Annotated in this window: 13 protein-coding genes, 2 tRNA genes and 3 rRNA genes; 4 read left to right on the forward strand and 14 right to left on the reverse strand. The window is 57.1% G+C overall.

Annotation, left to right across the window (positions count from 1 at the left end):
• Window position 1 precedes the first annotated feature (1 nt).
• The gene (locus BLL42_RS10095) at window positions 2–1,525 is read right to left on the reverse strand and encodes a CoA-acylating methylmalonate-semialdehyde dehydrogenase (RefSeq protein WP_071551928.1); all 1,524 of its coding nucleotides are present in this window, start codon (window positions 1,523–1,525) and stop codon (window positions 2–4) included.
• A gap of 165 nt (window positions 1,526–1,690) precedes the next feature.
• On the opposite strand from BLL42_RS10095, the gene BLL42_RS10100 reads away from it, so the two are divergent.
• The gene (locus tag BLL42_RS10100; protein WP_071551929.1) at window positions 1,691–2,638 is read left to right on the forward strand and encodes a LysR family transcriptional regulator; all 948 of its coding nucleotides are present in this window, start codon (window positions 1,691–1,693) and stop codon (window positions 2,636–2,638) included.
• On the opposite strand, the gene yfiB is transcribed toward BLL42_RS10100, so the two are convergent.
• The 13 genes from yfiB to aptA all read right to left on the reverse strand — a co-directional run bounded on the left by yfiB (window position 2,635) and on the right by aptA (window position 23,253).
• Complete coding sequence (yfiB, locus tag BLL42_RS10105) at window positions 2,635–3,138, reverse strand: outer membrane lipoprotein YfiB (protein WP_071551930.1); 504 nt, start codon at window positions 3,136–3,138, stop codon at window positions 2,635–2,637. The two genes, BLL42_RS10100 and yfiB, sit on opposite strands and share 4 nt — an antisense overlap.
• Window positions 3,139–3,143: 5 nt before the next feature.
• Window positions 3,144–4,412 carry a diguanylate cyclase DgcN/YfiN gene (dgcN, locus tag BLL42_RS10110; protein ID WP_071551931.1) on the reverse strand — a complete coding sequence of 423 codons (1,269 nt, stop codon included), beginning with the start codon at window positions 4,410–4,412 and terminating at the stop codon, window positions 3,144–3,146.
• Window positions 4,409–4,984, reverse strand: coding sequence for a regulatory sequestration protein YfiR (yfiR, locus tag BLL42_RS10115; protein WP_071551932.1), 576 nt, complete (start codon window positions 4,982–4,984; stop codon window positions 4,409–4,411). The genes dgcN and yfiR overlap by 4 nt, the downstream gene beginning before the upstream one ends.
• A gap of 162 nt (window positions 4,985–5,146) precedes the next feature.
• Window positions 5,147–7,234, reverse strand: a complete 2,088-nt coding sequence (gene recD, locus BLL42_RS10120; RefSeq protein WP_071551933.1) for an exodeoxyribonuclease V subunit alpha — start codon at window positions 7,232–7,234, stop codon at window positions 5,147–5,149.
• Window positions 7,231–10,920 carry an exodeoxyribonuclease V subunit beta gene (gene recB, locus BLL42_RS10125; protein ID WP_071551934.1) on the reverse strand — a complete coding sequence of 1,230 codons (3,690 nt, stop codon included), beginning with the start codon at window positions 10,918–10,920 and terminating at the stop codon, window positions 7,231–7,233. The genes recD and recB overlap by 4 nt, the downstream gene beginning before the upstream one ends.
• Window positions 10,917–14,369: an exodeoxyribonuclease V subunit gamma gene (gene recC / locus BLL42_RS10130; RefSeq protein WP_071551935.1), complete on the reverse strand. Its 3,453-nt coding sequence runs from the start codon at window positions 14,367–14,369 to the stop codon at window positions 10,917–10,919. The genes recB and recC overlap by 4 nt, the downstream gene beginning before the upstream one ends.
• A 156-nt stretch (window positions 14,370–14,525) precedes the next feature.
• A 5S ribosomal RNA gene (gene rrf, locus BLL42_RS10135) occupies window positions 14,526–14,641 on the reverse strand.
• A 152-nt stretch (window positions 14,642–14,793) separates the two neighbouring features.
• Window positions 14,794–17,685: ribosomal RNA gene (locus BLL42_RS10140) — 23S ribosomal RNA — on the reverse strand.
• Between the two features lie 230 nt (window positions 17,686–17,915).
• Window positions 17,916–17,991 (reverse strand) — tRNA-Ala (locus BLL42_RS10145).
• A 5-nt stretch (window positions 17,992–17,996) separates the two neighbouring features.
• A tRNA-Ile gene (locus tag BLL42_RS10150) sits at window positions 17,997–18,073 on the reverse strand.
• 84 nt (window positions 18,074–18,157) lie between these two features.
• Window positions 18,158–19,696: ribosomal RNA gene (locus BLL42_RS10155) — 16S ribosomal RNA — on the reverse strand.
• Together the 16S, 23S and 5S rRNA genes with 2 tRNA genes alongside form the textbook arrangement of a ribosomal RNA operon.
• 638 nt (window positions 19,697–20,334) lie before the next feature.
• Entirely contained in the window at window positions 20,335–21,828 is a 1,494-nt protein-coding gene (locus BLL42_RS10160; protein ID WP_071551936.1) for a CoA-acylating methylmalonate-semialdehyde dehydrogenase, read from the reverse strand.
• Between the two features lie 75 nt (window positions 21,829–21,903).
• Window positions 21,904–23,253 carry an omega-aminotransferase AptA gene (gene aptA / locus BLL42_RS10165; RefSeq protein ID WP_071551937.1) on the reverse strand — a complete coding sequence of 450 codons (1,350 nt, stop codon included), beginning with the start codon at window positions 23,251–23,253 and terminating at the stop codon, window positions 21,904–21,906.
• 138 nt (window positions 23,254–23,391) lie between these two features.
• Here aptA and BLL42_RS10170 point away from each other — a divergent pair, with 138 nt between their 5' ends.
• The 3 genes from BLL42_RS10170 (at window position 23,392) to BLL42_RS10180 (ending at window position 25,664) form a co-directional block, all read left to right on the forward strand.
• Window positions 23,392–24,312, forward strand: a complete 921-nt coding sequence (locus BLL42_RS10170; protein ID WP_071551938.1) for a LysR family transcriptional regulator — start codon at window positions 23,392–23,394, stop codon at window positions 24,310–24,312.
• A gap of 108 nt (window positions 24,313–24,420) precedes the next feature.
• Window positions 24,421–25,071: a TetR/AcrR family transcriptional regulator gene (locus tag BLL42_RS10175; RefSeq protein WP_071551939.1), complete on the forward strand. Its 651-nt coding sequence runs from the start codon at window positions 24,421–24,423 to the stop codon at window positions 25,069–25,071.
• A gap of 11 nt (window positions 25,072–25,082) precedes the next feature.
• Window positions 25,083–25,664: an IMPACT family protein gene (locus BLL42_RS10180; RefSeq protein ID WP_071551940.1), complete on the forward strand. Its 582-nt coding sequence runs from the start codon at window positions 25,083–25,085 to the stop codon at window positions 25,662–25,664.
• Window positions 25,665–26,076: the final 412 nt, after the last annotated feature.

A 26,076-nucleotide genomic window follows, 5' to 3' on the forward strand; every position in this document is an offset into this window, starting at 1 on the left:
CTTAACGCAAATTGATGGTGGTGTTCACACCGTCATTGACGCTGTCATCGTCGAACCAGCGACTGGTGACGGTCTTGGTCTGAGTGTAGAACTGCACCACTTGCTTGCCATACGGACCGAGGTCGCCGAGCTTGGAACCACGGGAACCGGTGAAGCTGAAAAACGGAACCGGCACCGGAATCGGGATGTTGATGCCAACCTGGCCGACGTCGATTTCGTTCTGGAATTTACGCGCCGCCGCGCCGCTCTGGGTGAACAGGCCGGTGCCGTTACCGAACGGGTTGGCGTTGACCAGGGCAATGGCCTGATCGAGGGTGTCGACTTCCAGCACCACCAGCACCGGACCGAAGATTTCCTGGGTGTAGATCTGCATGTCGGTGGTCACGCCGGAGAACAGGGTCGGGCCGACAAAGTTGCCTTTTTCGTACCCTGGGACGGTGATGTCACGGCCATCCAGCTCCAGTTTGGCGCCTTCCTTGATGCCGCTTTCGATCAGCTCAAGAATCCGCGCCTTGGCCCGTTTCGAAATCACCGGACCGACGTCGGTGCCTGGCTCGCTGCCGGCATTCACTTTGAGTTGTTGCGCCAATGCCTTGAGGTCTGGCAGCCATTGCTTGGCCGCACCCACCAACACCACCACCGAAGTGGCCATGCAGCGTTGACCGGCGGCGCCGAAACCGGCACCGACCAGCGCATTGAGGGCTTGCTCGCGATTGGCATCAGGCAGCACCACCGCGTGGTTCTTGGCGCCCATCATCGATTGCACGCGTTTGCCGTGTTTGCCGGCCAGGTCGTAGACGTGAGTGCCGACCGCGGTCGAACCGACAAACGAAACAGCCTTGATGTCTTTGTGGGTGCAGAGCGCGTCCACCACATCCTTGCCACCGTGAACCACGTTGAGCACGCCAGCCGGAACGCCCGCCTCGATGGCCAGTTCCACCAGCAGCAGGGTCGACATCGGGTCCTGTTCAGACGGTTTGAGCACAAAGGTGTTGCCGCAGGCGATGGCCATTGGGAACATCCACAGTGGAATCATTGCCGGGAAGTTGAACGGCGTGATGCCGGCGCAGACGCCGATCGGTTGGCGCAGGGTGTAGGTGTCAACACCGCCCGCCACGTTTTCAGCGAATTCGCCCATTTGCAGGCTGCCGATGGAGCACGCGTGCTCGACCACTTCCAGGCCACGGAAGATATCGCCTTCAGCGTCGGCAATGGTTTTGCCCTGCTCAGCGCTGAGGACCACGGCGATGCGCTTGGAGTGCTCGCGAATCAATGCCTGAAGCTTGAGCATGATGCGCATCCGCGCGCCGATCGGTGTCAGCTTCCAGGTCTGGAAGGCGCGATGAGCGGCGCTGATCGCCGCGTCGACTTCCTCAGCTGTCGCGAACGGTACTTTAGCCAGAACTTGCTGGGTCGCCGGGTTGACGATGTCGTGCCACTCGGTGGTCTGGGACTCGACCCATTGACCGTCGATCAACAGCTTGACCTTTTGCACAGTGGTTTCTGGCGTGAGCGATGCGTTCATGTTCGTCTCCTGGCTTCTGGTGACTGAAGCGGTGTTGTTATCTTGGGAGCGAAGGCGAAAAAGTCGCCTTGCGATGAGGCGTGTGTCGCAAATTGGTTGTCGGACTGTTTTTGGAGTATAGATGTGCAAACTTCTAATAAGAACGCACATAAAAGCCGGTCAAACATGCAAAAAAACATCACATCGTTAGGCTCTTTGAACTGGGACGACCTGAAGTTTTTCCTCGAGGTCGCCCGCACCCGCAAGGCCAGCACTGCCGCCAAACGCCTGGCCGTGGATTACACTACCGTGTCACGGCGGATCAGTTCGCTGGAGGGTGCGCTGGGGACGTTGTTGTTCGAGAAGTCGCGGACCAACGGCTTTGTATTGACCGCCGAAGGCCAGCGTTTGCTGGGTTATGCCGAATCCATAGAAAGCACGCTGCACATGGCGTGCGAGCAGGTGTCCGGCTCGGGCGTGGCGTTATCCGGCCATGTACGGATGGGCTGCACCGAGGGTTTCGGCAGCTTTTTCATCACTCCGCAGCTCAGCCACTTTGTCGATGCCTATCCGGCAATTTCGGTGGATATCCTGCCGCTGCCGCACTTCATCAGCCTGTCCAAGCGCGAGGCGGACATTGTCATCGCCCTGGAGCGCCCGGAACACGGCCCTTACGTCTGCTGCAAACTCTGTGACTACCGTTTGCAGCTGTACGCGACTCAGGACTACCTCGACCAACACCCGCCCATCCGCCGCCCGGCAGATTTGGGCAAGCATCAATTCATCAGTTATGTCGACGACCTGGCATTCAGTTCGGAGCTGTTGTATTTGGCCAATGTGCTGCCCGGCGCCAGCGCCAACCTGCGCAGCACCAGCGTGATTGCGCAGTTCGTGGCCGCGCAGCAAGGGCGTTCGCTGGCGATTCTGCCGTGTTTCCTGGCGGCCCAGGACCCACGACTGCTGCCGGTGCTGCCGAAGGAAATCAACATCACCCGGCAATTCTGGATGTACTGCCGCGAGGACCTGCGCAAGCTCAAGCGGATTACCCTGTTGTGGGATTATATCCGCGCCGTGACCGAGCAGAATCAGGCGCTATTGATGGGGGAAACCCGAACGATGCACTTCGCCGACTAATCGGCGATCACCACGATCGATACCCGGCGATTTTCGGTGCGTCCAACGGTGGTGGTGTTGGATGCCACCGGCTCGCTGCTGCCAAGACCGCGCAGCTGTATGTTCTCTTCGCGCAGGCCAATGCTGGTCAGCACCGCGCCGACACTCTTGGCGCGGCGAAGGGAAAGCTGCTCGTTATAGGCTTCTTTACCCGAGCCGTCGGTGTGGCCATCAACCCGCACGCGCTCAATGCCGACACCGCGCAACGCCTTGCCGATTCGCTCGACGATTTCGGTACTTTGCGCGTTCAGGTGATCAACGTCGCTGCCAAACAGCACCTTGCCCGACAAACCGAAGGCCCAGCCCTCCTCGGTCAATTCGAAACCCTGCTGTTTAAGCACCGCGATCTGCGCCGGGGTGAGGCCTTTTTGCGGTGCGGTTTGGCAGCCGCTCAATGCCAGCACGGCCATGAACAAGGTAAAGGTGAAAAATCGCAGGGACCGCTGAGTCAGTGAAAACAAGACTGTTACCTTCTGGTTTGAACATTGGCGACAAAGTGCTCCGACCCTGCCGTAAATTGCCCGCCTCGAGAGAGACGTTTGGCCTGATACATTGCCGCATCGGCGGCATCGAGCAGGGTACCTGGTGTGGAGCCATGGTCAGGGTAAATGGCGATGCCGACACTGAGTGAGCTCATGACCTGGGTATCGCCCGGCAACTGAACCGGCAGCTCCATGCTGGCGATGATCTTTTCAGCAATTCGTTCGGCGTCTTCGGTTGTGTGCAAGGGCGTCAACAGCACAGCAAACTCATCGCCACCCAAGCGAGCGACCAGATCCTCTTCACGCAATTGCGCCCGGACTCGGGTCGCCACGGCAACCAGCACTGCATCGCCAGCAGCGTGACCGAAGTTGTCATTGATACCCTTGAACCGATCGCTATCGATAAAGAGCACGGCAACCCGTTCATCGTGTTTACTGGCGTTGCGCAATGCACGGATCAGCCGACCTTCGAAAAACGCCCGGTTCGGCAAACCGGTGAGGCTGTCATGGCTGGCTTGATGGGCCAGCGTTTCGTTTTCGTTTTGCAGGTGGGTTTGCCAGGACTCCAACTCATCAAGCAAGGCATTGAAGTCGTTGCCCAGACTGTCGAGTTCGGCAATTCGCGCTGGCGGCACGCGACGATCGAAGGCCCGCTCCCGACGTGCTGCGTGAGCAACCTCGGCCAGGCTGCGCAGTGGGCCGGTAATCCCTCGTAGTTGGCGTCGTGCCAGATACAGCGCGACCCAGGCGCTGACCGCCGTGCACAAGACAATTCCGGCCAGACCGCTGAGCAAAAAGCGCATCAGACTGCCGCCATGCCCGGTCAGCAGGATGCTGCCGACTTCCTGACCTTGATGGAGAATCGGCATGTTGATGGGTTTTTCCAGAAGCGTTCGGGCGATCTGAATTTCCAGCTCGGAAACCAGACCGGTTTCCGGTCGCTGCCAACGAGCGAGCAGTTGGCGCTTTTCATCGAACACCTGAGCATCGGCCACTTCTTCCGTGGACGCGATCAGCGCGAGCGCTTCGGTCGCCGCCACGTTGTCGTTGAACACCACAGCGGCTTCCACGGTGTAACTGATCGAACGGGCAATCAGTTGCAGGTTGTGATCGGCATACACCCGCAAGGCCAGTACCCCAAGCAGGGTCAGGGACAGACTGGCCATGGCCACCCCAACCAGCGCGACAATCAGGTGTCCACGACCAATGACCGAACGCAAGGTTGGGCGGTTACCGGATCTGGACAAGCTCATGGGGCCGCCGCTTTACGGCGAGAGAGTTGCAAGACGCTGGGGTGAATACGCACACCGCTGCGGGCCACCGAGTCGAGGTTGACCTCAAACGAGACTTGATTGTCACTGACCCGCAGGCAGAACAGGCTGCCTACCGTGCATTGATCGCCCCCCTCGCTGATGCTCAGTACCGGATGGCCTGTCAAAGAGGCGAAGAGCATACTGCGCTCCTCATTGGTCAGTTTGCCGACGTAGATCGCATCGCACTCACTGGCGATCGCCGGGTAATTGGCCAACAGTCGCCGAACGACCACCGGGCGACCCGTGGCTTGAGTGGTGCCTTTGAGCAAATCGTCGGTGTACTCGGTGGGACCGACCACGCATAAACGCAATTGCACTGGCTCCACCGGCCAGCGAGCGTAGCTGAGAATTCCCAACACCACTTGAGTGACCGAATTGGCGCGCTGATCAGCCATGCTCACTGACGCATCCGGTTGGGCGAAAACAGGGATGCTCAACAAACAGAAAAGGCCGGCCAGCAGCAACTGCTTCCAGCTAACAATGCGTTCTGTCGTCCAGACAGCCAGCTTCATGCAGGGATACTCGGTGATCGTAGCGAAATGATGCCGCAACGATAGCACAGCACCGAAACACCCGCGAGGCCACGCAGTACGCGGCCCGGCCATTTACTCCGGCAAATCCGACATCTGGAATCGAAGGAAAAAACTGACCATTCAGTCACGTTGTATCGTGCGCTAACCCAGCTCCAGCATCAACCCACTCAAGCGCTTGACCTTGCGTCGTACGGCTTCTTCAAAAATCCCGGTTCGTGGTTCGATCAGGCTGAACCAGTCCTTGGCGCGGGTGATTCCGGTGTAGATCAGCTCTTTGGTCAACACCGGGTTCAGCGAATCTGGAAGGATCAACGCCGTGTGGGCGAATTCGGAGCCCTGGGATTTATGCACGGTCATGGCGTAGACGGTTTCCACGTCATTAAGCCGGCTGGGTAGTACAAACCTCACACCGCCCTGACCATCGTTACGCGCAAAAGCTACGCGCAGCACCTGGCGCCCACCCTCCTGGTCATCGCGCTCAGGCAGTTTCAGGGCGATACCGATGTCGCCATTCATCAGGCCGAGACCATAATCGTTGCGCGTCATCAACACAGGACGCCCTTCGTACCATTGCTGATCACTGTCGATCAGCCGCGCCTTGAGCAACGCACCGGTAATCCGCTGATTCAGCCCCTCGACACCCCACGGTCCCTTGCGCACGGCGCACAGCAACTGGAACGCGTCAAAGGCTTTCAAGACATTGCGCGCCCACTCGATCCAGCAGGGATCGTCGGGAGGTGAGTCGAAGGACGGACGCTGGTTGCGCAACAGGCTCAGGTAATGCCGATAACCCTGCGGACCTTCGCCCTGGCCTTCGAGCAATAGCCGCTCCAGTGCCCTGTCCTGTTCACCCTTTAGGGTCAGCGAAAACAGATCGGCATGACTGCGGGCGGCCAGCAACTTGCGAGCCTCATCGGCCTGCTGCTGGTTGACCCAACGCGCCAATTGACCAATGCCGCTGCCTTCGCCAAATCGCCGCGAATGACGCAGCATCACGACCTGCTGGGCCAGCGGGTGACTGGCGTCGGTGTCTTCCTGCAGACCGCTGGAACCGAGCTCTTCGCCACTGACGGCCTCCAGCCAGTCGCGGGTCTGCGGACTGTACCAACCGGCCTCGGCATCGCGGCACAGATCACCGAGTACGGCGCCGGCTTCCACCGAGGCCAGCTGATCCTTGTCACCGAGCAAGACCAACCGGGCATGCGCCGGCAACGCATCGAGCAGGTTGGCCATCATTTCCAGGTCGATCATCGAGGCTTCGTCGACTACCAGCACATCCAGCGGCAGACGATTAGCAGCATGATGGCGGAAATGTCGGGTGCCCGGCCGGCTGCCGAGCAGGCGGTGTACCGTGGTCACGTCAGAGGGGATTTTGTCCCTGACACTATCGGCGACTTGCAGTGTGCGAACTTGCTGACTGATGGACTCTGTCAGCCGCGCGGCGGCCTTGCCCGTGGGTGCAGCAAGTCGAATCCGCAGTGGTTTGCCCGCCTCCACGGCAGGCGCCTGGAGCAGGGCCAGCAAACGCACAACCGTGGTGGTTTTGCCGGTTCCGGGCCCGCCCGTGACGATGCTGAATGCACCACGGGTGGCCAGGGCACAGGCGAGTTTCTGCCAATCGATCTGCGCGCTGGAACTGGCCTGGCCAAACAAGCCGTTCAGGCGTTCGGACAGGTCATCAGGCGTTGGCTCATCGGTGACCAGACGTTGGCGCAGCGCACTGTCGATGCGCCGTTCGTACGTCCAGTAACGGCGTAAATACAGTCGCTTGCCGGACAACACCAATGGGCGCGACAGTGTCTCGTCACGCCCATCGGCGGCCAGCGCCACAAGGCTGCTGGACGCCAGGACCTTGCACCAGTGTGCCCCCTCCAATGCTTCAAGCAATTGCGATGGCAACAACAGGGTACCGGTCTGCAGATCGCCTTCCGGCGGCAGGGAAAGCGCGAAGTCCGGTTCCTTGAGCGTTTCGAACAGATCAAGGCACACATGCCCGTGCCCCAGTTGATGGCTGGTCAAGGCCGCCGCCAGCAACACCAGTGGATCGCCATCGGGTGCCCGTTCGTGAAGAAAGGCGACGAAGGCTTTGTCCAGCGCCCGAAGCCAGCCACGCTCAACCCAGCGCTCGAGCAACAACAACAGGTCGTCGGCGCGGCTCAGCGGCGTCAGTTGCGCAAGGCTCTCGGCCGTCAACGCTGTGGGTAAAAAATCGGCAAAGGAACGGCTCATAGCAATACACCCTGCTCCCAGGCCGGTTCAGGCTTGGATTCTGGTTTTCCCTGGAACAGCCGGTCCAGACGTTCGATCAATTCCCGTGGCGGACGAGTGAAATACACGCCTTGGCTGGGTGCCCGAGTGCCCCGCAGGAACAGGTACAAGGCGCCGCCCATGTGCCGGTCGTAGTCGTAATCAGCGAGTCGTACCTTGAGCTGGCGATGCAGCGCCAGTAGATACAACACGTATTGCAGGTCGTAGCGATGGTCGAGCATCGACTGTTCCATTGCCTGCTCGGTATAGGTCGAATCGTCAGCACCGAGCCAGTTGGACTTGTAATCCGCGACGTAGTAACGGCCGGCGTGCTCGAATGTCAGGTCGATAAAGCCTTTGAACATGCCATTAAGCATTACGGGTTCGGCAACCACACGAGAAGCGCCGTTATGGGTGAATTGGCGCACCAGTTCATCGAGTTTCAACACATCGACTTTATGGCTGGCAAACCAGAATTCCATCTCGACCCGGTACTCGGTCAGTTGCTCGAACACCACGGGTGGTTGCTCGGCACCGATGCGTAACGGCGTTTGCAACACGTGCTGCAGCCAGTCGCTCAGGGTGTTGATCCAGCCCTCCCAACCGCGGCGGTTGCAGCGGCGCGCAATGGCGTTTTCGATGGATTTCGGGTCTGCGCTGAAACCTTCGTCGCCCGCCCACTCCAATAATCCATGGAGAAAAGTCCCGGGGCTGGGCCCACGCGGGAAGCGATGGATATCTCCACCGCTGGCGAGCGCTTCGCGTGGCGCATTCGGATCAAGCCGCTCGTCGTCGAAGAGCTTTTGCGCTTGGGGGCTTTCCGGCGCTTCGTCACTGCCGACGCTCAGGTTGTCGCCAATGCGCAATGCACTGTAAGAAGCAATCCACCAGTTCTCGGCTGCCTTGCGCTTCGGTATCAGCGGTGCGAGCAACATTGCCTCATTGCGCGGCGGGTGAAAACGTTCGTCTGTGGCTTCAGGCATCTCGCCATAGCTCAACGCGGTACAGTTTTGCTGCAAGTCTTCCAGCCAACGCTTCAGGGCCGCCGACTCGGCCAGCTTATCGCCGCCGCCGAGCAGATAGCCCAATGCCGACAGGTGCAGTACCGAACTGTTGTTATTGCCGCGCTTGAGGTCGGTGACGCCCAGCCAGCAAGCGTGTTGGGCACGGGTCAAGGCCACATAGAGCAGACGCAAGTCTTCGGCCAGACGCTCGTCGTCAGCCTGAGCAATCAACTCGGGGGTTGGGCTCAGGGTCACCTGGGCCTTGCCGGTCACGTCGTGGTAGTGCAACGGCAAGCGACTGCCATCCACCGGTTTTGCCGAGCAGATGAACGGCAGAAAAACCAACGGATACTCGAGGCCTTTGGACTTGTGAATAGTGACTACCTTGACCAGTTGCTCATCGCTTTCCAGACGCAGAATCTGCTCTTCGCCGGCCTGCCCGGACAACGCCAGATGCTCGGACAAATGACGAATCAGGGCTTGCTCGCCATCGAGCTCAGCGGCGGCTTGTTGCAACAGCTCAGAGAGATGCAGCAAGTTGGTCAGTACCCGCTCGCCATCGCTCCTGGCAATCAAGGCCTGAGGCAGTTCGAAATCGTGTAGCAAGCGGCGCAACATTGGCAGGATTCCCTGGCTGCGCCAGATCACCCGGTACTCGCGAAACTGCATGACGCGCTTCTCCCAGGCCAGCTCATCCTGGTTCAAGCGCTCCAGCTCTGTCAGTGAAAGGTTCAGCGTGATGCTGGCCAGCGCTGCACGCAGCGGTCGCTCAACATCCGGTTCGGCGCAGGCTTTCAGCCAGCTCAGCAGATCATGAGCCTCTTGCGCTGCAAACACCGAGTCCTTGTCCGATAGATAAACACTGCGCACACCCCGCGCGGACAACTCATTGCGTACGGCCTGGGCCTCTTTACCATCGCGAACCAGAATCGCGATATCCGCCGGGAGCAGTCCTTGTAGATCCTCTGTCCCTCGGACAAAACCCGCACACCCCTGCTGGCCGCCATTGAGCAACGCAGTGATTTCACTGGCGCAAGCCGCAGCCAGTTGCTGTCGGTACACAACACCGGACAATGGCTGCTCGCTGGACAGTTGCCAGATATTCAGCGCCGGTACGGCCTGACCGTTGATCTGCAAAGACTCTTTGCGGCCTTGAGACTCGACCGCCAGAAATGGAACCGGGTTTTCGCCACTTTTCTCACGGAACAGAAACGCACCACGCCCCTGCTCACGGGCTTCAGCACGCTGGAACACGTGGTTCACCGCATCGACCATCCCATGACTGGAGCGGAAGTTGGTGCCCAGGGTATGCAAGCGACCACTCGTCGCCTGGCGAGCGCGCAGGTAGGTGTAGATATCGGCGCCACGGAAGGCATAGATCGCTTGTTTAGGGTCACCGATCAGAAACAGCCCGCATTCGGGGGTGTTGTCTTCGATGCGATAGATACTCTCGAAAATCCGGTACTGTACCGGGTCGGTGTCCTGGAATTCGTCGATCAATGCGACGGGAAACTGCTCGCGGATCAACGTCGCCAGACGCTCCCCCCCTTCAGCCTGCAACGCGGCATCGAGCCTCAACAGCATGTCGTCGAAACCCATTTCAGCACGACGACGCTTCTCTTCTTCAAAGCGTGCACCCACCCAGTGTGCGGCATGTTTCAGGACAGCAGCGTCCGGAGTCGGTAATGCATCGAGGCTGGTTTTCAGGCCGGGCATGGCATTCAGGCCGGGATGATCCGGTGCCTGACCTTTCCAGGCCTCAGCCATGCCATCGGGTGTCAGACGATTGAAGCCGGTGCCGATATCCAGTTGTTCAAGGCTGTCATCCTCGGCCCAGGCACTGATTTTCTCGAACCAGGGCTCGAAGTAACGCGCTTGCATCTTGCGCCCGTCGACAGACTTGCTGGCAACGCCTTGCAAACAGATCTCACGCAACTCCTGCGCCCATTGTCGCCAAGGCGCCTTGAGCTCCAGCAACGCATCACGTCGCGCTTGCAGGCACTCCGTGATCAGCTCGGCAGGTTCTTTCCCTTTATCGCTGTCACGCTCACTGGCGAACAACCCACGTACCCGCGGAAGCAAGGCCGCCGGGCCACCCCAATGGCTACGAACCCAGTTCAGCGCATCACCTTGCATCGGGTAGCAAAACAGCCGCCAGTAATCGCGCAGGACTTCTCCGAGCAAATCGCTGTGATCAACCTCAAGGGTTTGGGTAAACAGGCTGCCACTGTCGAACGCGTGCTCGCGCAGCATCCGTTGGCACCAACTGTGAATCGTCGAAACTGCTGCCTCATCCATCCACTGTGCGGCGATGTCCAAACGGTTCGCACAGCCGGACCACTGCTCGGGACTGAACTGCCCACGCAACTCGGTAATCAGGCTGTCGGGCGCTGGAGTTTCGTCACGGAAAAACCGTGCTGCCTCGGCAAGACGAGTACGGATACGTTCACGCAGTTCCTTGGTGGCGGCGTCGGTGAAGGTCACCACAAGGATTTGCGGTGGCAAGAGCTCGCGGCCAAATCCGGCAGACTCGTCACCGTGCCCAAGCACCAGGCGCAGATAAAGCGCGGAAATGGTGAACGTCTTGCCAGTGCCGGCACTGGCTTCGATCAATTGGCTGCCGCGAAGCGGGAAGGCTAATGCCAGAGAGACTTTTGCCGTCATGACTGCGACTCCTCACTGGTCAATGAGCGCCAAGGGGCTTCGAGCAGCGGACGATAGAGCGCGTCACACCAATCGACAAAGGTTTCATCGGCAACCAAGGCGTTGTAATCAGCAAACTGGCGAGCCAGTGCAGGACTTTCGCGACGCTCGCCATCGGTGGTCTGACCGTCGCCTTCATAGGCCTTGCGAGCGGCAGCCTCGGCTTTGACCGGGTCAGTCTGCCCCAGCCAGGCGAACGCAGTTTTTACCGCTACGGGCAATGGCTGACGCATACCTGATTGCCAGGCCTGCAAAAGATTGCCGAGAATTTTCAGCGCCGCGTCTTGTTCGATAGGTGCGAGCAGCAAGGTATCGTCACTGGCCACCAACCCCGTGGTCATCGACAAGCCGCTCGCGCAGGCCACCAGGTGGTTAACCCAAGGTCGGGTCAGACGATGCCATTTGCGGGTCTTGATCGAACCAATGCTATTGGGGATCGTAGTGACAGCCAGCAACCCGCCATCACTGCGTTGATGCAGACCGCTGAGCCAGCCTTCCAGGCTCACTCCCTGCAATTGGAGCGTCACCGGCAACGCACTGTTTTGCGGTGTTGGCCACAACACCAGCAACTGTTGATAACGTTGCAGCAGATCCGGCAATGGCTCGATCAACTCGCGTTGCAAACATTCGCCGAAACCGGCCATCGGCAGCAAGCCGCTGTCCTGCAACCTTTTAGCCTGCGCATGCAGAGCATGATCAGGTTGATCCGGGCTAGCCAGTGCAGCTTCAAGCAAGCTGTCGCTCAGGTTGTAGCGTTGCAATGCGTCGAGCACGAAGGGTTCTTCATCAGCCAAGGGCGCTTCAACCGCTTCGAAAAACACCTTGAGACGCTGACTGAAAAAATGGCGCACGGGGTTGCGCAGGAAATCCTGTAGCTGAGCAAAACTCAGCGGCTCTTCCTGAACATAGGCATCAAGCACTTCCAAGGCTGGAGCGCGGTCGCGCTTCTCATGCAACAGCTGCCATTCCCGGGCATAGCTGAACAATTGATCACCTTCATGGAAGTAACGGGCACTGAAGGGTTGTAATGGATGCTCCTGAGTCATCGCCTCAAGGAGCGCTTCACCGTCATCGGCGAGCTGCCAGCCATTAGCCAGATGGTCGCGCAACTGACCGATCAACACCGATGCGGGGCGCTCGCTATTGTCGCGAATGCTGCGTCCGACCCAGCTGATGTAGAGCTGATCCCGCGCCGAGAGCAGGGCCTCGAGCAACAGATAACGATCATCTTCTCGCCGAGACCGATCACCGGGGCGGTAATCGCTGCCCATCAGATCGAAGTCCAGTGGCGGTTGCGCACGCGGATAATCACCGTCGTTCATGCCCAGCAGGCAAACGAGTTTGAAAGGGATCGCACGCATCGGCATCAACGTGCAGAAGTTCACTGCGCCTGCCAGGAAACGTTGGGACAAGCGCCCCTGATCGAGACCGGCCAACCAGGCTTCACGGACCACCGTCAGCGGCAATTCGTCGTGCAAACCAACCGATTCGCAGGTCTCCAGCCAGGTTTCACGGAGTAACTCGAGCTGGGCCAGCAGATAGTCGTCGTGCTCATTACTTGCCAGGAAAAACAGCTGCATCAACGCTTGCAGACGCACACCCCATTGTTCGGGCGATGCCGGTTGTGTGAGTTCTTTGTGAGCGATCTGCAAAGCATCGAGTAACGCTACCAACGGGCCGATCAGTGCCGCGTCCAGTCCGCCAATCTCATCATAAGGTTCGATGCCATCGCAGGAATGACCACTGCCAACCGCGTAACCCAAGAGCATGCGACGCAAGCCAAAACGCCAACTGTTTTGCTCAAGCTCATCCGGTAAACCAAGACCGGCACGCTGTTCAGCGTTCATACCCCAGCGAACACCAGCCCCTTCAATCCAGCGATGCAATGTCGGCAGGTCGCGCTCCTCTACTCCGAATCGAGCGCGCAATGCCGGAACGTCCAACAAGTCGAGGATCTCGCTAACCGGGAAACGGCTGTCAGGCAGTTTTAGCAAATGCTCGACCGCGATCAGCAGCGGGTCACGACCACGCTGGCCCTGGTCGGTCAGCGTAAATGGGATAAAGCGCCGATCCTCCCGCCCAAGTTGACCGAACACGGCGCGGATGTGTGGAGCGTAACTGTCGATGTCTGGAACCATCACGATTACATCGCGTGGGCGCAACTGCGGGTCTGCGCTGAAGCGCGCAAGCAGTTGATCGTGGAGTATCTCCACTTCACGCTGTGCACTATGGGCAATGTGAAAACGGATCGACTCGTCCTGCTTCAAATCGACCGCAGGCCAGAGTAGGCGAGTTTCATTTAACGGACGCAACTCGAGGATGTCGTCCTGCAATTGATTGAGCATGTTCGACGGCTGACTTTCGCTGAAAAGATCGATACGTCCATCGCGAAAAGCTGATCGATAGCTGTTGGGATCGTCATAACTGTCGAGCAGGTTGATGTAGTCGCGCCCTTGCTTGCCCCAGGCGGCCAGCAGCGGGTGAGCATGTTGATGCAGGGTTTGTGGGTCAAGTACGACCGGCATCCCGGTCTTACGCGCCTGTCGCTTGTATTGATGCCTTAAAAGGTCTTTATCGGCGACGATGTCTGCCCAGTGGTGACGACATGGGTTGTGCACACAGAGCAGAACCTGGCTGAAGCGAGCCAATCCTGCGAGTGCTTCCAGGGCTTGAGCGGGTAGCGAAGAAATTCCGAAAACGATCACCCGTGAAGGTAATCCCTTAGGTGCAGTGTCCAGACCATTGATTGTCTCGATGAAGCGTTGGTGAACGCCTGCACGGCTCTGTGCCATACCTTGCTCACCGACGTCCAGCAACAGTGCACGCCACAACTCAGCCTGCCAGCAGTTAGCCGACGTGAGCGGTTTGCTTTCACCTCTACCGTTACGCAGTTGATGACGGCCTGCTGCCCAATCTTCCAGCCAGTCCGCCCGGTACACTTGATACTGGTCAAACAGATCCGCGAGCCGCTCAGCGAGCTGATAACGTTTACGCAGGTCGGTATCGTGAGTCAGGAAGCGTTGCAGAGGTTCGAAGTGCGGTTTACCGATCAACTCTGGCAACAGACGCATCAATCGCCAAGTCAGCGGAGCCTTGTCCAACAACGACTTCGCTGGAATTTCATCACGCCCGAGCACTGATCGATAGAGTTGCCACATAAAGCTGCCGGGTAACTGCACATCAATGGCCGCGGCTATTCCACAGCCGCCCATGTCGTCATCTTCAGGGTCTTCGGCCAATGCCAGTTTCAGCCATTGGGCAATACCGTTGCTCTGCACCAGAGCAATTTCATTTTCCAGGGGCGCAAGCGGATAACGCCGCATCCAACTGACCACCAGGCTACGCAGTTCGTCCAGGCGGTTGCCGTGAACAACCATAAAACCAGCACTGAGGAACGAGGCATCCGCCATAAGGGCTTCCTTGGAGAAATGCAAAAGCTAGGGCCGAACCTTAGCATTGTCGGGTGACTGTGACAGCCGGGAGCCGTCCGATGTTGCCGTACGAACTTTCTCGCAGGCAAAACAAAACCCCTACCTGCATACGCAGATAGGGGTTTCGGAATTTAATCTTGACGATGACCTACTCTCACATGGGGAAACCCCACACTACCATCGGCGATGCATCGTTTCACTGCTGAGTTCGGGATGGGATCAGGTGGTTCCAATGCTCTATGGTCGTCAAGAAATTCGGTAGCCAGGTCGTCACTCGCGCAACGCTCCAGCAAATGGGTATGTGATAGCTCGGTGCTTTGTGAATCGCAAACTTTCGGTTTACTTCGTCTTCACACACCGCAATCTGGCGCCCTTTCGAGTCACTAAATTGCTTGGGTGTTATATGGTCAAGCCTCACGGGCAATTAGTATTGGTTAGCTCAACGCCTCACAGCGCTTACACACCCAACCTATCAACGTCGTAGTCTTCGACGGCCCTTCAGGGAACTCAAGGTTCCAGTGAGATCTCATCTTGAGGCTAGTTTCCCGCTTAGATGCTTTCAGCGGTTATCTATTCCGAACATAGCTACCCGGCAATGCCACTGGCGTGACAACCGGAACACCAGAGGTTCGTCCACTCCGGTCCTCTCGTACTAGGAGCAGCCCCTCTCAAATCTCAAACGTCCACGGCAGATAGGGACCGAACTGTCTCACGACGTTCTAAACCCAGCTCGCGTACCACTTTAAATGGCGAACAGCCATACCCTTGGGACCGGCTTCAGCCCCAGGATGTGATGAGCCGACATCGAGGTGCCAAACACCGCCGTCGATATGAACTCTTGGGCGGTATCAGCCTGTTATCCCCGGAGTACCTTTTATCCGTTGAGCGATGGCCCTTCCATACAGAACCACCGGATCACTAAGACCTACTTTCGTACCTGCTCGACGTGTCTGTCTCGCAGTCAAGCGCGCTTTTGCCTTTATACTCTACGACCGATTTCCGACCGGTCTGAGCGCACCTTCGTACTCCTCCGTTACTCTTTAGGAGGAGACCGCCCCAGTCAAACTACCCACCATACACTGTCCTCGATCCGGATAACGGACCTGAGTTAGAACCTCAAAGTTGCCAGGGTGGTATTTCAAGGTTGGCTCCACGCGAACTGGCGTCCACGCTTCAAAGCCTCCCACCTATCCTACACAAGCAAATTCAAAGTCCAGTGCAAAGCTATAGTAAAGGTTCACGGGGTCTTTCCGTCTAGCCGCGGATACACTGCATCTTCACAGCGATTTCAATTTCACTGAGTCTCGGGTGGAGACAGCGCCGCCATCGTTACGCCATTCGTGCAGGTCGGAACTTACCCGACAAGGAATTTCGCTACCTTAGGACCGTTATAGTTACGGCCGCCGTTTACCGGGGCTTCGATCAAGAGCTTCGCGTTAGCTAACCCCATCAATTAACCTTCCGGCACCGGGCAGGCGTCACACCCTATACGTCCACTTTCGTGTTTGCAGAGTGCTGTGTTTTTAATAAACAGTCGCAGCGGCCTGGTATCTTCGACCGGCATGGGCTTACGGAGCAAGTCCTTCACCCTCACCGGCGCACCTTCTCCCGAAGTTACGGTGCCATTTTGCCTAGTTCCTTCACCCGAGTTCTCTCAAGCGCCTTGGTATTCTCTACCCAACCACCTGTGTCGGTTTGGGGTACGGTTCCTGGTTACCTGAAGCTTAGAAGCTTTTCTTGGAAGCATGGCATCAACCACTTCGTGTTCTAAAAGAACACTCGTCATCAGCTCTCGGCCTTAGACCCCCGGATTTACCTAAGAGTCCAGCCTACCACCTTAAACTTGGACAACCAACGCCAAGCTGGCCTAGCCTTCTCCGTCCCTCCATCGCAATAACCAGAAGTACAGGAATATTAACCTGTTTTCCATCGACTACGCTTTTCAGCCTCGCCTTAGGGACCGACTAACCCTGCGTCGATTAACGTTGCGCAGGAAACCTTGGTCTTTCGGCGTGGGTGTTTTTCACACCCATTGTCGTTACTCATGTCAGCATTCGCACTTCTGATACCTCCAGCAAGCTTCTCAACTCACCTTCACAGGCTTACAGAACGCTCCTCTACCGCATCACCTAAGTGATACCCGTAGCTTCGGTGTATGGTTTGAGCCCCGTTACATCTTCCGCGCAGGCCGACTCGACTAGTGAGCTATTACGCTTTCTTTAAAGGGTGGCTGCTTCTAAGCCAACCTCCTAGCTGTCTAAGCCTTCCCACATCGTTTCCCACTTAACCATAACTTTGGGACCTTAGCTGACGGTCTGGGTTGTTTCCCTTTTCACGACGGACGTTAGCACCCGCCGTGTGTCTCCCATGCTCGGCACTTGTAGGTATTCGGAGTTTGCATCGGTTTGGTAAGTCGGGATGACCCCCTAGCCGAAACAGTGCTCTACCCCCTACAGTGATACATGAGGCGCTACCTAAATAGCTTTCGAGGAGAACCAGCTATCTCCGAGCTTGATTAGCCTTTCACTCCGATCCACAGGTCATCCGCTAACTTTTCAACGGTAGTCGGTTCGGTCCTCCAGTTAGTGTTACCCAACCTTCAACCTGCCCATGGATAGATCGCCCGGTTTCGGGTCTATTCCCAGCGACTAGACGCCCTATTAAGACTCGCTTTCGCTACGCCTCCCCTATTCGGTTAAGCTCGCCACTGAAAATAAGTCGCTGACCCATTATACAAAAGGTACGCAGTCACCCAACAACGTGGGCTCCCACTGCTTGTACGCATACGGTTTCAGGATCTATTTCACTCCCCTCTCCGGGGTTCTTTTCGCCTTTCCCTCACGGTACTAGTTCACTATCGGTCAGTCAGTAGTATTTAGCCTTGGAGGATGGTCCCCCCATATTCAGACAAAGTTTCTCGTGCTCCGTCCTACTCGATTTCATGACCAAGAGATTTTCGCGTACAGGGCTATCACCCACTATGGCCGCACTTTCCAGAGCGTTCCGCTAATCTCAAAGCCACTTAAGGGCTAGTCCCCGTTCGCTCGCCACTACTAAGGGAATCTCGGTTGATTTCTTTTCCTCAGGGTACTTAGATGTTTCAGTTCCCCTGGTTCGCTTCTTAAGCCTATGTATTCAGCTTAAGATACCTAACTTATGTTAGGTGGGTTCCCCCATTCAGACATCTCCGGATCACAGTCTGTTTGCCGACTCCCCGAAGCTTTTCGCAGGCTACCACGTCTTTCATCGCCTCTGACTGCCAAGGCATCCACCGTATGCGCTTCTTCACTTGACCATATAACCCCAAGCAATCTGGTTATACTGTGAAGACGACATTCGCCGAAAATTCGCAATTACTCACAAATTTTACCTTAGCCTGATCCGTTACCAGTGAAAGTAACGTTCAGTCTATCTTTCTATCACATACCCAAATTTTTAAAGAACGATTCTGATAAAGATCAGAAATCAATATTCATTCGAATATTCATTTCTGTACTCTACAATAAGCCAGCTACAAACAGTAAATGGTGGAGCCAAACGGGATCGAACCGTTGACCTCCTGCGTGCAAGGCAGGCGCTCTCCCAGCTGAGCTATGGCCCCGTAATTGGTGGGTCTGGGCAGATTCGAACTGCCGACCTCACCCTTATCAGGGGTGCGCTCTAACCAACTGAGCTACAGACCCAATCAAGGGATGCTGACCTTATCGTCTTCTTCAATGAATCAAGCAATTCGTGTGGGAGCTTATGCAGCAGCTGATGTCGTCGATTAAGGAGGTGATCCAGCCGCAGGTTCCCCTACGGCTACCTTGTTACGACTTCACCCCAGTCATGAATCACACCGTGGTAACCGTCCTCCCGAAGGTTAGACTAGCTACTTCTGGTGCAACCCACTCCCATGGTGTGACGGGCGGTGTGTACAAGGCCCGGGAACGTATTCACCGCGACATTCTGATTCGCGATTACTAGCGATTCCGACTTCACGCAGTCGAGTTGCAGACTGCGATCCGGACTACGATCGGTTTTGTGGGATTAGCTCCACCTCGCGGCTTGGCAACCCTCTGTACCGACCATTGTAGCACGTGTGTAGCCCAGGCCGTAAGGGCCATGATGACTTGACGTCATCCCCACCTTCCTCCGGTTTGTCACCGGCAGTCTCCTTAGAGTGCCCACCATTACGTGCTGGTAACTAAGGACAAGGGTTGCGCTCGTTACGGGACTTAACCCAACATCTCACGACACGAGCTGACGACAGCCATGCAGCACCTGTCTCAATGTTCCCGAAGGCACCAATCCATCTCTGGAAAGTTCATTGGATGTCAAGGCCTGGTAAGGTTCTTCGCGTTGCTTCGAATTAAACCACATGCTCCACCGCTTGTGCGGGCCCCCGTCAATTCATTTGAGTTTTAACCTTGCGGCCGTACTCCCCAGGCGGTCAACTTAATGCGTTAGCTGCGCCACTAAGAGCTCAAGGCTCCCAACGGCTAGTTGACATCGTTTACGGCGTGGACTACCAGGGTATCTAATCCTGTTTGCTCCCCACGCTTTCGCACCTCAGTGTCAGTATCAGTCCAGGTGGTCGCCTTCGCCACTGGTGTTCCTTCCTATATCTACGCATTTCACCGCTACACAGGAAATTCCACCACCCTCTACCATACTCTAGCTCGACAGTTTTGAATGCAGTTCCCAGGTTGAGCCCGGGGATTTCACATCCAACTTAACGAACCACCTACGCGCGCTTTACGCCCAGTAATTCCGATTAACGCTTGCACCCTCTGTATTACCGCGGCTGCTGGCACAGAGTTAGCCGGTGCTTATTCTGTCGGTAACGTCAAAACAATTACGTATTAGGTAACTGCCCTTCCTCCCAACTTAAAGTGCTTTACAATCCGAAGACCTTCTTCACACACGCGGCATGGCTGGATCAGGCTTTCGCCCATTGTCCAATATTCCCCACTGCTGCCTCCCGTAGGAGTCTGGACCGTGTCTCAGTTCCAGTGTGACTGATCATCCTCTCAGACCAGTTACGGATCGTCGCCTTGGTGAGCCATTACCTCACCAACTAGCTAATCCGACCTAGGCTCATCTGATAGCGCAAGGCCCGAAGGTCCCCTGCTTTCTCCCGTAGGACGTATGCGGTATTAGCGTCCGTTTCCGAGCGTTATCCCCCACTACCAGGCAGATTCCTAGGCATTACTCACCCGTCCGCCGCTCGCCACCAGGTACAAGTACCCGTGCTGCCGCTCGACTTGCATGTGTTAGGCCTGCCGCCAGCGTTCAATCTGAGCCATGATCAAACTCTTCAGTTCAAACATCTTTGGGTTTTGAGAAAACCCTAAACTTGGCTCAGCAATCGTTGGTTACATCTTTGATTTCTCGCGGAGTAACTTGTGATGCTGATAATCTTGTTGACTATCAGTCTGACTGCACAAGCACCCACACGAATTGCTTGATTCAGTTGTTAAAGAGCGGTTGGTTAAGATCTTTCGTCTCAACCGAGGCGCGCATTCTACAGCAGCCTCTGTTGCTGTCAAGCGGTTATTTTCAGAAGCTTTCCAGGTTTCCCTTGCAACTTCAACCACTTGCGCTTCCGATCTCTCGTTAGCGGGAGGCGAATTCTACAGCGTTACTCGCTGCTGTCAACACCTCTTTTTCTCCGCTTTCGACCGAGAAGATCGAACCGTCAAAAGAGCCAAACACCACCACTCTTTCAACTCCTTCAGGCTTCGATGAACTGAAGCGTAACCGCTGTCGAAAACTGCGTAACTCTTTGTTTTCCAAGGAGTTTTACGTTTCGACTGCGCCGGAAGTGGGGCGAATTATAGACTTCCAGAATCTGCCGTCAACACCTAATTTCATAAATCTGTCATATCAGTCAAAAAGCCCCAAAAACACGAAGACCGGTCCACCTCTTATAAAGAAGCGGACCGGCCTTCTGCCCTTCTACTTACAAGCTAGGGAATGCGAACTGCGAGGCCTCATGGCTCGCTCGCTGTGGCCAGCGCTGGGTAATCGCCTTGCGACGGGTGTAGAAACGCACACCATCCGGGCCATACGCATGCAGATCACCAAACAGCGAGCGCTTCCAGCCACCAAAGCTGTGATACGCCACTGGAACCGGCAGCGGAACGTTGACCCCAACCATGCCGACTTCGATCTCGTCGCAGAACAACCGCGCCGCTTCCCCGTCACGGGTAAAGATGCAGGTACCGTTGCCATATTCGTGATCGTTGATCAGTTGCATGGCCTCTTCCAGGCTATTGACCCGGACGACGCAGAGCACCGGCCCGAAAATCTCTTCTTTATAGATGCGCATCTCGGACGTGACGTTATCGAACAGGCAGCCCCCCAGGAAGAAGCCTTCCTCATGACCGGCAACGCTCAGGCCACGCCCATCGACGACCAGGGAAGCACCGGAAGAAACGCCATCTTCTATATAGCCACTGACTTTGTCACGAGCTTGACCGGAAACCAGTGGCCCCATGTCCAGACCGCACGAAGTGCCGGCACCGATTTTCAGCGCCTTGATTTGCGGGACCAGTTTGGCCACCAGCGCATCCGCTACCTGATCGCCGACGCACACGGCTACCGAGATCGCCATGCAACGCTCGCCGCAGGAACCATAAGCCGCGCCCATCAGAGCACTGACTGCGTTATCCAGATCGGCATCCGGCATCAGCACCGCGTGGTTCTTCGCTCCGCCCAGCGCCTGGACACGTTTGCCGCGCTTGGTACCTTCGGCGTAGATGTATTCGGCAATCGGTGTCGAGCCAACGAAGCTCAGTGCTTTGACTTCAGGTGCTTCGATCAACGCATCGACCGCAGCCTTGTCACCGTGAACCACGCTCAACACGCCTTTCGGCAGGCCAGCTTCGAGCAGGAGCTGAGCGATCAGCAACGTTGAACTTGGATCACGCTCGGATGGTTTGAGGATGAAGCAGTTACCGCAGACGATCGCCAGCGGATACATCCACAGCGGCACCATCGCCGGGAAGTTGAACGGCGTGATGCCGGCCACCACGCCCAATGGCTGGAAATCCGACCAGGCATCGATGTTCGGGCCGACGTTACGGCTGTACTCGCCTTTGAGAATTTCCGGTGCCGCACAGGCGAACTCGACGTTTTCGATACCGCGCTTCAATTCGCCCGCAGCGTCTTCCAGCGTCTTGCCATGTTCTTCACTGATCAATTGAGCAATACGCGCTTCGTTCTGCTCCAGCAATTGCTTGAAGCGGAACATCACTTGGGCGCGCCTGGCCGGTGGCGTATTGCGCCAGGCCGGGAACGCAGCCTTGGCGGCGTCGATCGCCTGTTGAATGGTTTCACGGCTGGCCAGTGGCACTTTATGGATCGGCTGGCCGGTAGACGGGTTGAACACGTCAGCGCTGCGACCTTTATCGGTCACCAGTTCGCCATTGATCAAATGCGGGATGAGGCTCATGCGGGGCTCCTGAAAAGTTGTCCACAGGCGCGCATCGCTGCGCGTCCGTTGTTGGTTCTTATATAGAAGGGCTAATCAATCGATCTTGTTCAGTACTTCGCCGACCGCATCGAACAGACGATCAAGATCCTGCGGCTTGCTGTTGAAGGTTGGGCCGAACTGCAGAGTGTCGCCGCCGAAGCGCACATAGAAACCCGCCCTCCACAGCGCCATACCCGCCTCGAATGGACGCACGATGGCGTCGCCGTCGCGCGCAGCGATCTGGATCGCACCGGCCAGGCCGTAGTTACGAATGTCGATGACGTTCTTCGAACCTTTCAGACCGTGGAGGGCATTCTCGAAATGCGGCGCAACGTCGGCCACGCTCTGCACCAGGTTTTCCTTTTGCAACAGGTCGAGGGCCGCCAGGCCAGCAGCGCAGGCCACCGGGTGCGCGGAATAGGTGTAACCGTGCGGGAACTCCACCGCGTATTCCGGCGTCGCCTGATTCATGAAAGTCTGATAGATCTCCGAACTGGCGATCACCGCGCCCATCGGGATCGCGCCGTTGGTGACTTGCTTGGCGATGCACATCAGGTCCGGGGTCACGCCGAAGCTGTCAGCGCCGAACATTGAACCGGTACGACCGAAGCCGGTGATGACTTCATCGAACACCAGCAGGATGTTGTGCTGATCGCAGATTTCGCGCAGACGCTTGAGGTAACCCTGCGGCGGAACCAGTACACCGGCAGAACCGGCCATTGGCTCGACGAACACCGCAGCAATGTTCGAGGCGTCGTGCAGTTCGATCAGTTTGAGCAGCTCATCAGCCAGGGCGATACCGCCCTCTTTCGGCATGCCACGGGAATAGGCGTTGCTGGTCAACAGGGTGTGCGGCAGATGGTCGACGTCCATCATCGCCTGGCCAAACAGCTTACGGTTGCCGTTAACGCCGCCCAGGCTGGTGCCGGCGATGTTCACACCGTGGTAACCACGGGCACGGCCGATCATTTTGGTTTTGGTCGACTGGCCTTTCAGACGCCAGTAAGCGCGGACCATCTTCACTGCCGTATCGGCGCATTCGGAGCCCGAGTCAGTGAAGAACACGTGATTCAGATTACCCGGGGTCAGCTCGGTGATTTTCTCGGCGAGCTGGAACGACAGTGGGTGACCGTACTGGAAGCCCGGCGAGTAATCGAGGGTGCCCAACTGCTTGGCCACCGCTTCCTGGATTTCCTTGCGGGTATGCCCGGCGCCGCAGGTCCACAGACCGGACAGCGAGTCATAGACTTTACGACCCTTGTCGTCGATCAGGTAGCTGCCTTCAGCGGCAACGATCAAGCGCGGGTCACGCTGGAAGTTACGGTTGGCGGTGTACGGCATCCAGTGGGCATCGAGTTTGAGCTGGCTGGCCAGGGAGACCGGGGCGTTTTCAGGCACGTTCATGAGCAAAACCTCGCAGGGCAATAAGCGGCGCAGGGATTCAAAGCGTTCTTGCAGCTAAGTTGCCACGGCGATAAAGTCTGTGAAATACAACTTTTCTAACCTTCAGTCAGACCCCCACTAAACTTTTGAGTAAGAAACATGAGCAGCCGTCGACCCGACCCACTGGCGCAAGTCAGCGACTTTGATATCCGGCTGCTGCGGATCTTTCGCAGCGTGGTCGAATGCGGCGGCTTCTCCGCGGCGGAAAGTGTGCTCGGGATTGGACGCTCGGCCATCAGTCAGCAAATGAGCGATCTTGAACAACGACTGGGTCTGCGCTTGTGTCAGCGTGGTCGAGCCGGGTTCTCACTGACCGAAGAAGGCCGCGAGGTCTATCAATCGGCGTTGCAGCTATTAAGTGCGCTGGAAAGTTTTCGCACCGAGGTCAACGGGCTGCACCGACACTTGCGCGGAGAGTTGACCATCGGCCTGACCGACAACCTCGTCACCCTGCCCCACATGCGCATCACCCACGCACTGGCGCAATTGAAAGAGCGTGGGCCGGACGTTCAGATTCAGATCCGCATGATCGCGCCCAATGAAGTCGAACAAGGTGTGCTCGATGGTCGCTTGCATGTCGGCGTGGTGCCACAGGCCAGCGCCTTGTCCGGCCTGGAGTATCAACCGCTGTACAGCGAGCGCTCGCTGCTTTATTGCGCAGTCGGCCATCCGCTGTTTTATGTCGACGATAAACAGCTGGACGATGAACGCCTCAATAGCCAGGACGCGATCGCCCCGACCTTCCGTTTACCGGCCGAGATCCAGGCGCACTACCAGGCACTCAATTGCACCGCCAGCGCATCGGACCGCGAGGGCATGGCGTTTCTGATTCTGACCGGGCGCTACATCGGTTACCTGCCAGACCACTACGCCAGCCTGTGGGTGCAGCAAGGTCGCTTGCGCGCGCTCAAACCCGACGCACGTTTCTATGACCTGAGCCTGGCATCGGTCACACGCAAGGGGCGTCGCCCGCATTTGGTACTGGAAAGCTTTCTGGAGAGCCTCGCGGCGACCCGCTGAACCCTCTGAAAGCCCCGTTTTAAGGCTTTTATGGTGACAAGACTTGTCGGATTCCTGTGGTTGCGCTATCAACGCACGGTGCACCCACTGACCCGCTCGGAACCGCCCATGACCTTTGAAGTCCCAGCCCACGCAGGTAAGCCTGCCAGCCGCATTCGTCAGAAGAACGAAGAAGCGATCCTCAAAGCCGCCGAAATCGAATTCGCTCGTCACGGTTTCAAAGGCACCAGCATGAACACCATCGCGCAAAACGCCGGGCTGCCCAAGGCCAACCTGCATTACTACTTCACTAACAAGCTCGGGCTTTACATCGGGGTGTTGAGCAACATCATTCAGTTGTGGGACAGCACCTTCAACACCCTGACGGCCGAAGATGACCCCGCCGAAGCGCTGACCCGCTACATTCGCGCCAAGATGGAGTTCTCCCGCCGCCAGCCACAAGCCTCACGGGTGTTCGCCATGGAAGTCATCAGCGGTGGTGAATGCCTGACCGAATACTTCAATCAGGATTACCGCACCTGGTTCCAGGGCCGCGCGAACGTGTTTCAAGCCTGGATCGACGCCGGCAAGATGGACCCTGTCGACCCGGTGAACCTGATCTTCCTGTTGTGGGGCAGCACCCAGCATTACGCCGATTTCGCCACACAAATCTGCCGCGTCACCGGCCGTACCAAACTGACAAAACAGGACATGGTGGACGCCAGCGATAACCTGATCCGTATCATTCTTAAAGGCTGCGGCCTCACTCCAGCCATTTAAGACATTCAGCCATGCCTTTTACCCTTGCAGGCCTTTGCGAATACCGCGAAGAGATTCGCAAAAGCCGCTTCATCGCCCTCGCGGCACCGATCACCAGCGCTGCCGAGGCGCAGACGTTTATCGAGCAGCACAGCGACCTCAACGCTTCACACAATTGCTGGGCCTGGAAACTCGCCGATCAGTACCGCAGCAATGACGACGGCGAACCGGGCGGCACCGCTGGCCGACCGATACTCGCGGCGATCGAAGCGCAGGACTGCGATCAGGTCGCAGTCGTGGTGATTCGCTGGTACGGCGGCATTCAACTGGGCACCGGCGGTCTCGCACGGGCCTATGGCGGCAGCGCCAATAAATGCCTGCAAGGCGCCGAACGGATTCCCCTGATCAGCCGAGTGCCGATCCGTTGTGCCTGCAGCTTCAGCGAATTGGCGCTGGTTAATCTGCGCGTGGCGGAACTGGGCGGGTTGGTGGTGGAAGAAACCTTCACCTCCAATGGTGTGGAACTGAAACTGGCCGTCGGTGAGACGCAGATCGATACCTTGCAGCGTCAACTGGCGGATTTGAGTCGCGGGCGGATTTTGTTGCATCGGTAGAAGGCAAGATCAAAAGATCGCAGCCTGCGGCAGCTCCTACAAGGGATCGATGTTCGCCCGTATTGCTGCGATCTTTTGGGGCATTGATGTCATGCCAACATTCCCGATACTTGCCCACAACCGCTGTGCACCCGACTGTGGATAACCTGAGTACACAGCGCTGTACCCCTTCTGCAACGTGGCTTTGCGGCCGCTGCTCACTTTTTGTTCAATTGGCCATCCACGCGTCCAATTCCACTGCAAAACAATCAGTTAGAGCGGTTTAGCACCATTAGAACAAAGCCTCTTAGTGCTTATGCCCGGGCTTTTGGCTTGCGCACAAATACTGTGGAGCAACCTGTGGATAACCCGTTCATGGCTGGCGCAGTCGCATAGCCGGCATAGGCCGCAGCCACATGGTCATTTTTTAACC

The sequence above is a fragment of the Pseudomonas frederiksbergensis genome, assembly GCF_001874645.1.
GTDB classification, from domain to species: Bacteria; Pseudomonadota; Gammaproteobacteria; order Pseudomonadales; family Pseudomonadaceae; genus Aquipseudomonas; species Aquipseudomonas frederiksbergensis_B.

Bases quoted from the DNA above. Each gene is read 5' to 3' on its own strand.
- BLL42_RS10095 (WP_071551928.1), bottom strand. From the start codon at position 1,525: ATGAACGCATCGCTCACGCCAGAAACCACTGTGCAAAAGGTCAAGCTG.
- BLL42_RS10100 (WP_071551929.1), top strand. From the start codon at position 1,691: ATGCAAAAAAACATCACATCGTTAGGCTCTTTGAACTGGGACGACCTG.
- dgcN (WP_071551931.1), bottom strand. From the start codon at position 4,412: ATGAGCTTGTCCAGATCCGGTAACCGCCCAACCTTGCGTTCGGTCATT.
- yfiR (WP_071551932.1), bottom strand. From the start codon at position 4,984: ATGAAGCTGGCTGTCTGGACGACAGAACGCATTGTTAGCTGGAAGCAG.
- recD (WP_071551933.1), bottom strand. From the start codon at position 7,234: ATGAGCCGTTCCTTTGCCGATTTTTTACCCACAGCGTTGACGGCCGAG.
- recB (WP_071551934.1), bottom strand. From the start codon at position 10,920: ATGACGGCAAAAGTCTCTCTGGCATTAGCCTTCCCGCTTCGCGGCAGC.
- recC (WP_071551935.1), bottom strand. From the start codon at position 14,369: ATGGCGGATGCCTCGTTCCTCAGTGCTGGTTTTATGGTTGTTCACGGC.
- BLL42_RS10160 (WP_071551936.1), bottom strand. From the start codon at position 21,828: ATGAGCCTCATCCCGCATTTGATCAATGGCGAACTGGTGACCGATAAA.
- aptA (WP_071551937.1), bottom strand. From the start codon at position 23,253: ATGAACGTGCCTGAAAACGCCCCGGTCTCCCTGGCCAGCCAGCTCAAA.
- BLL42_RS10170 (WP_071551938.1), top strand. From the start codon at position 23,392: ATGAGCAGCCGTCGACCCGACCCACTGGCGCAAGTCAGCGACTTTGAT.
- BLL42_RS10175 (WP_071551939.1), top strand. From the start codon at position 24,421: ATGACCTTTGAAGTCCCAGCCCACGCAGGTAAGCCTGCCAGCCGCATT.
- BLL42_RS10180 (WP_071551940.1), top strand. From the start codon at position 25,083: ATGCCTTTTACCCTTGCAGGCCTTTGCGAATACCGCGAAGAGATTCGC.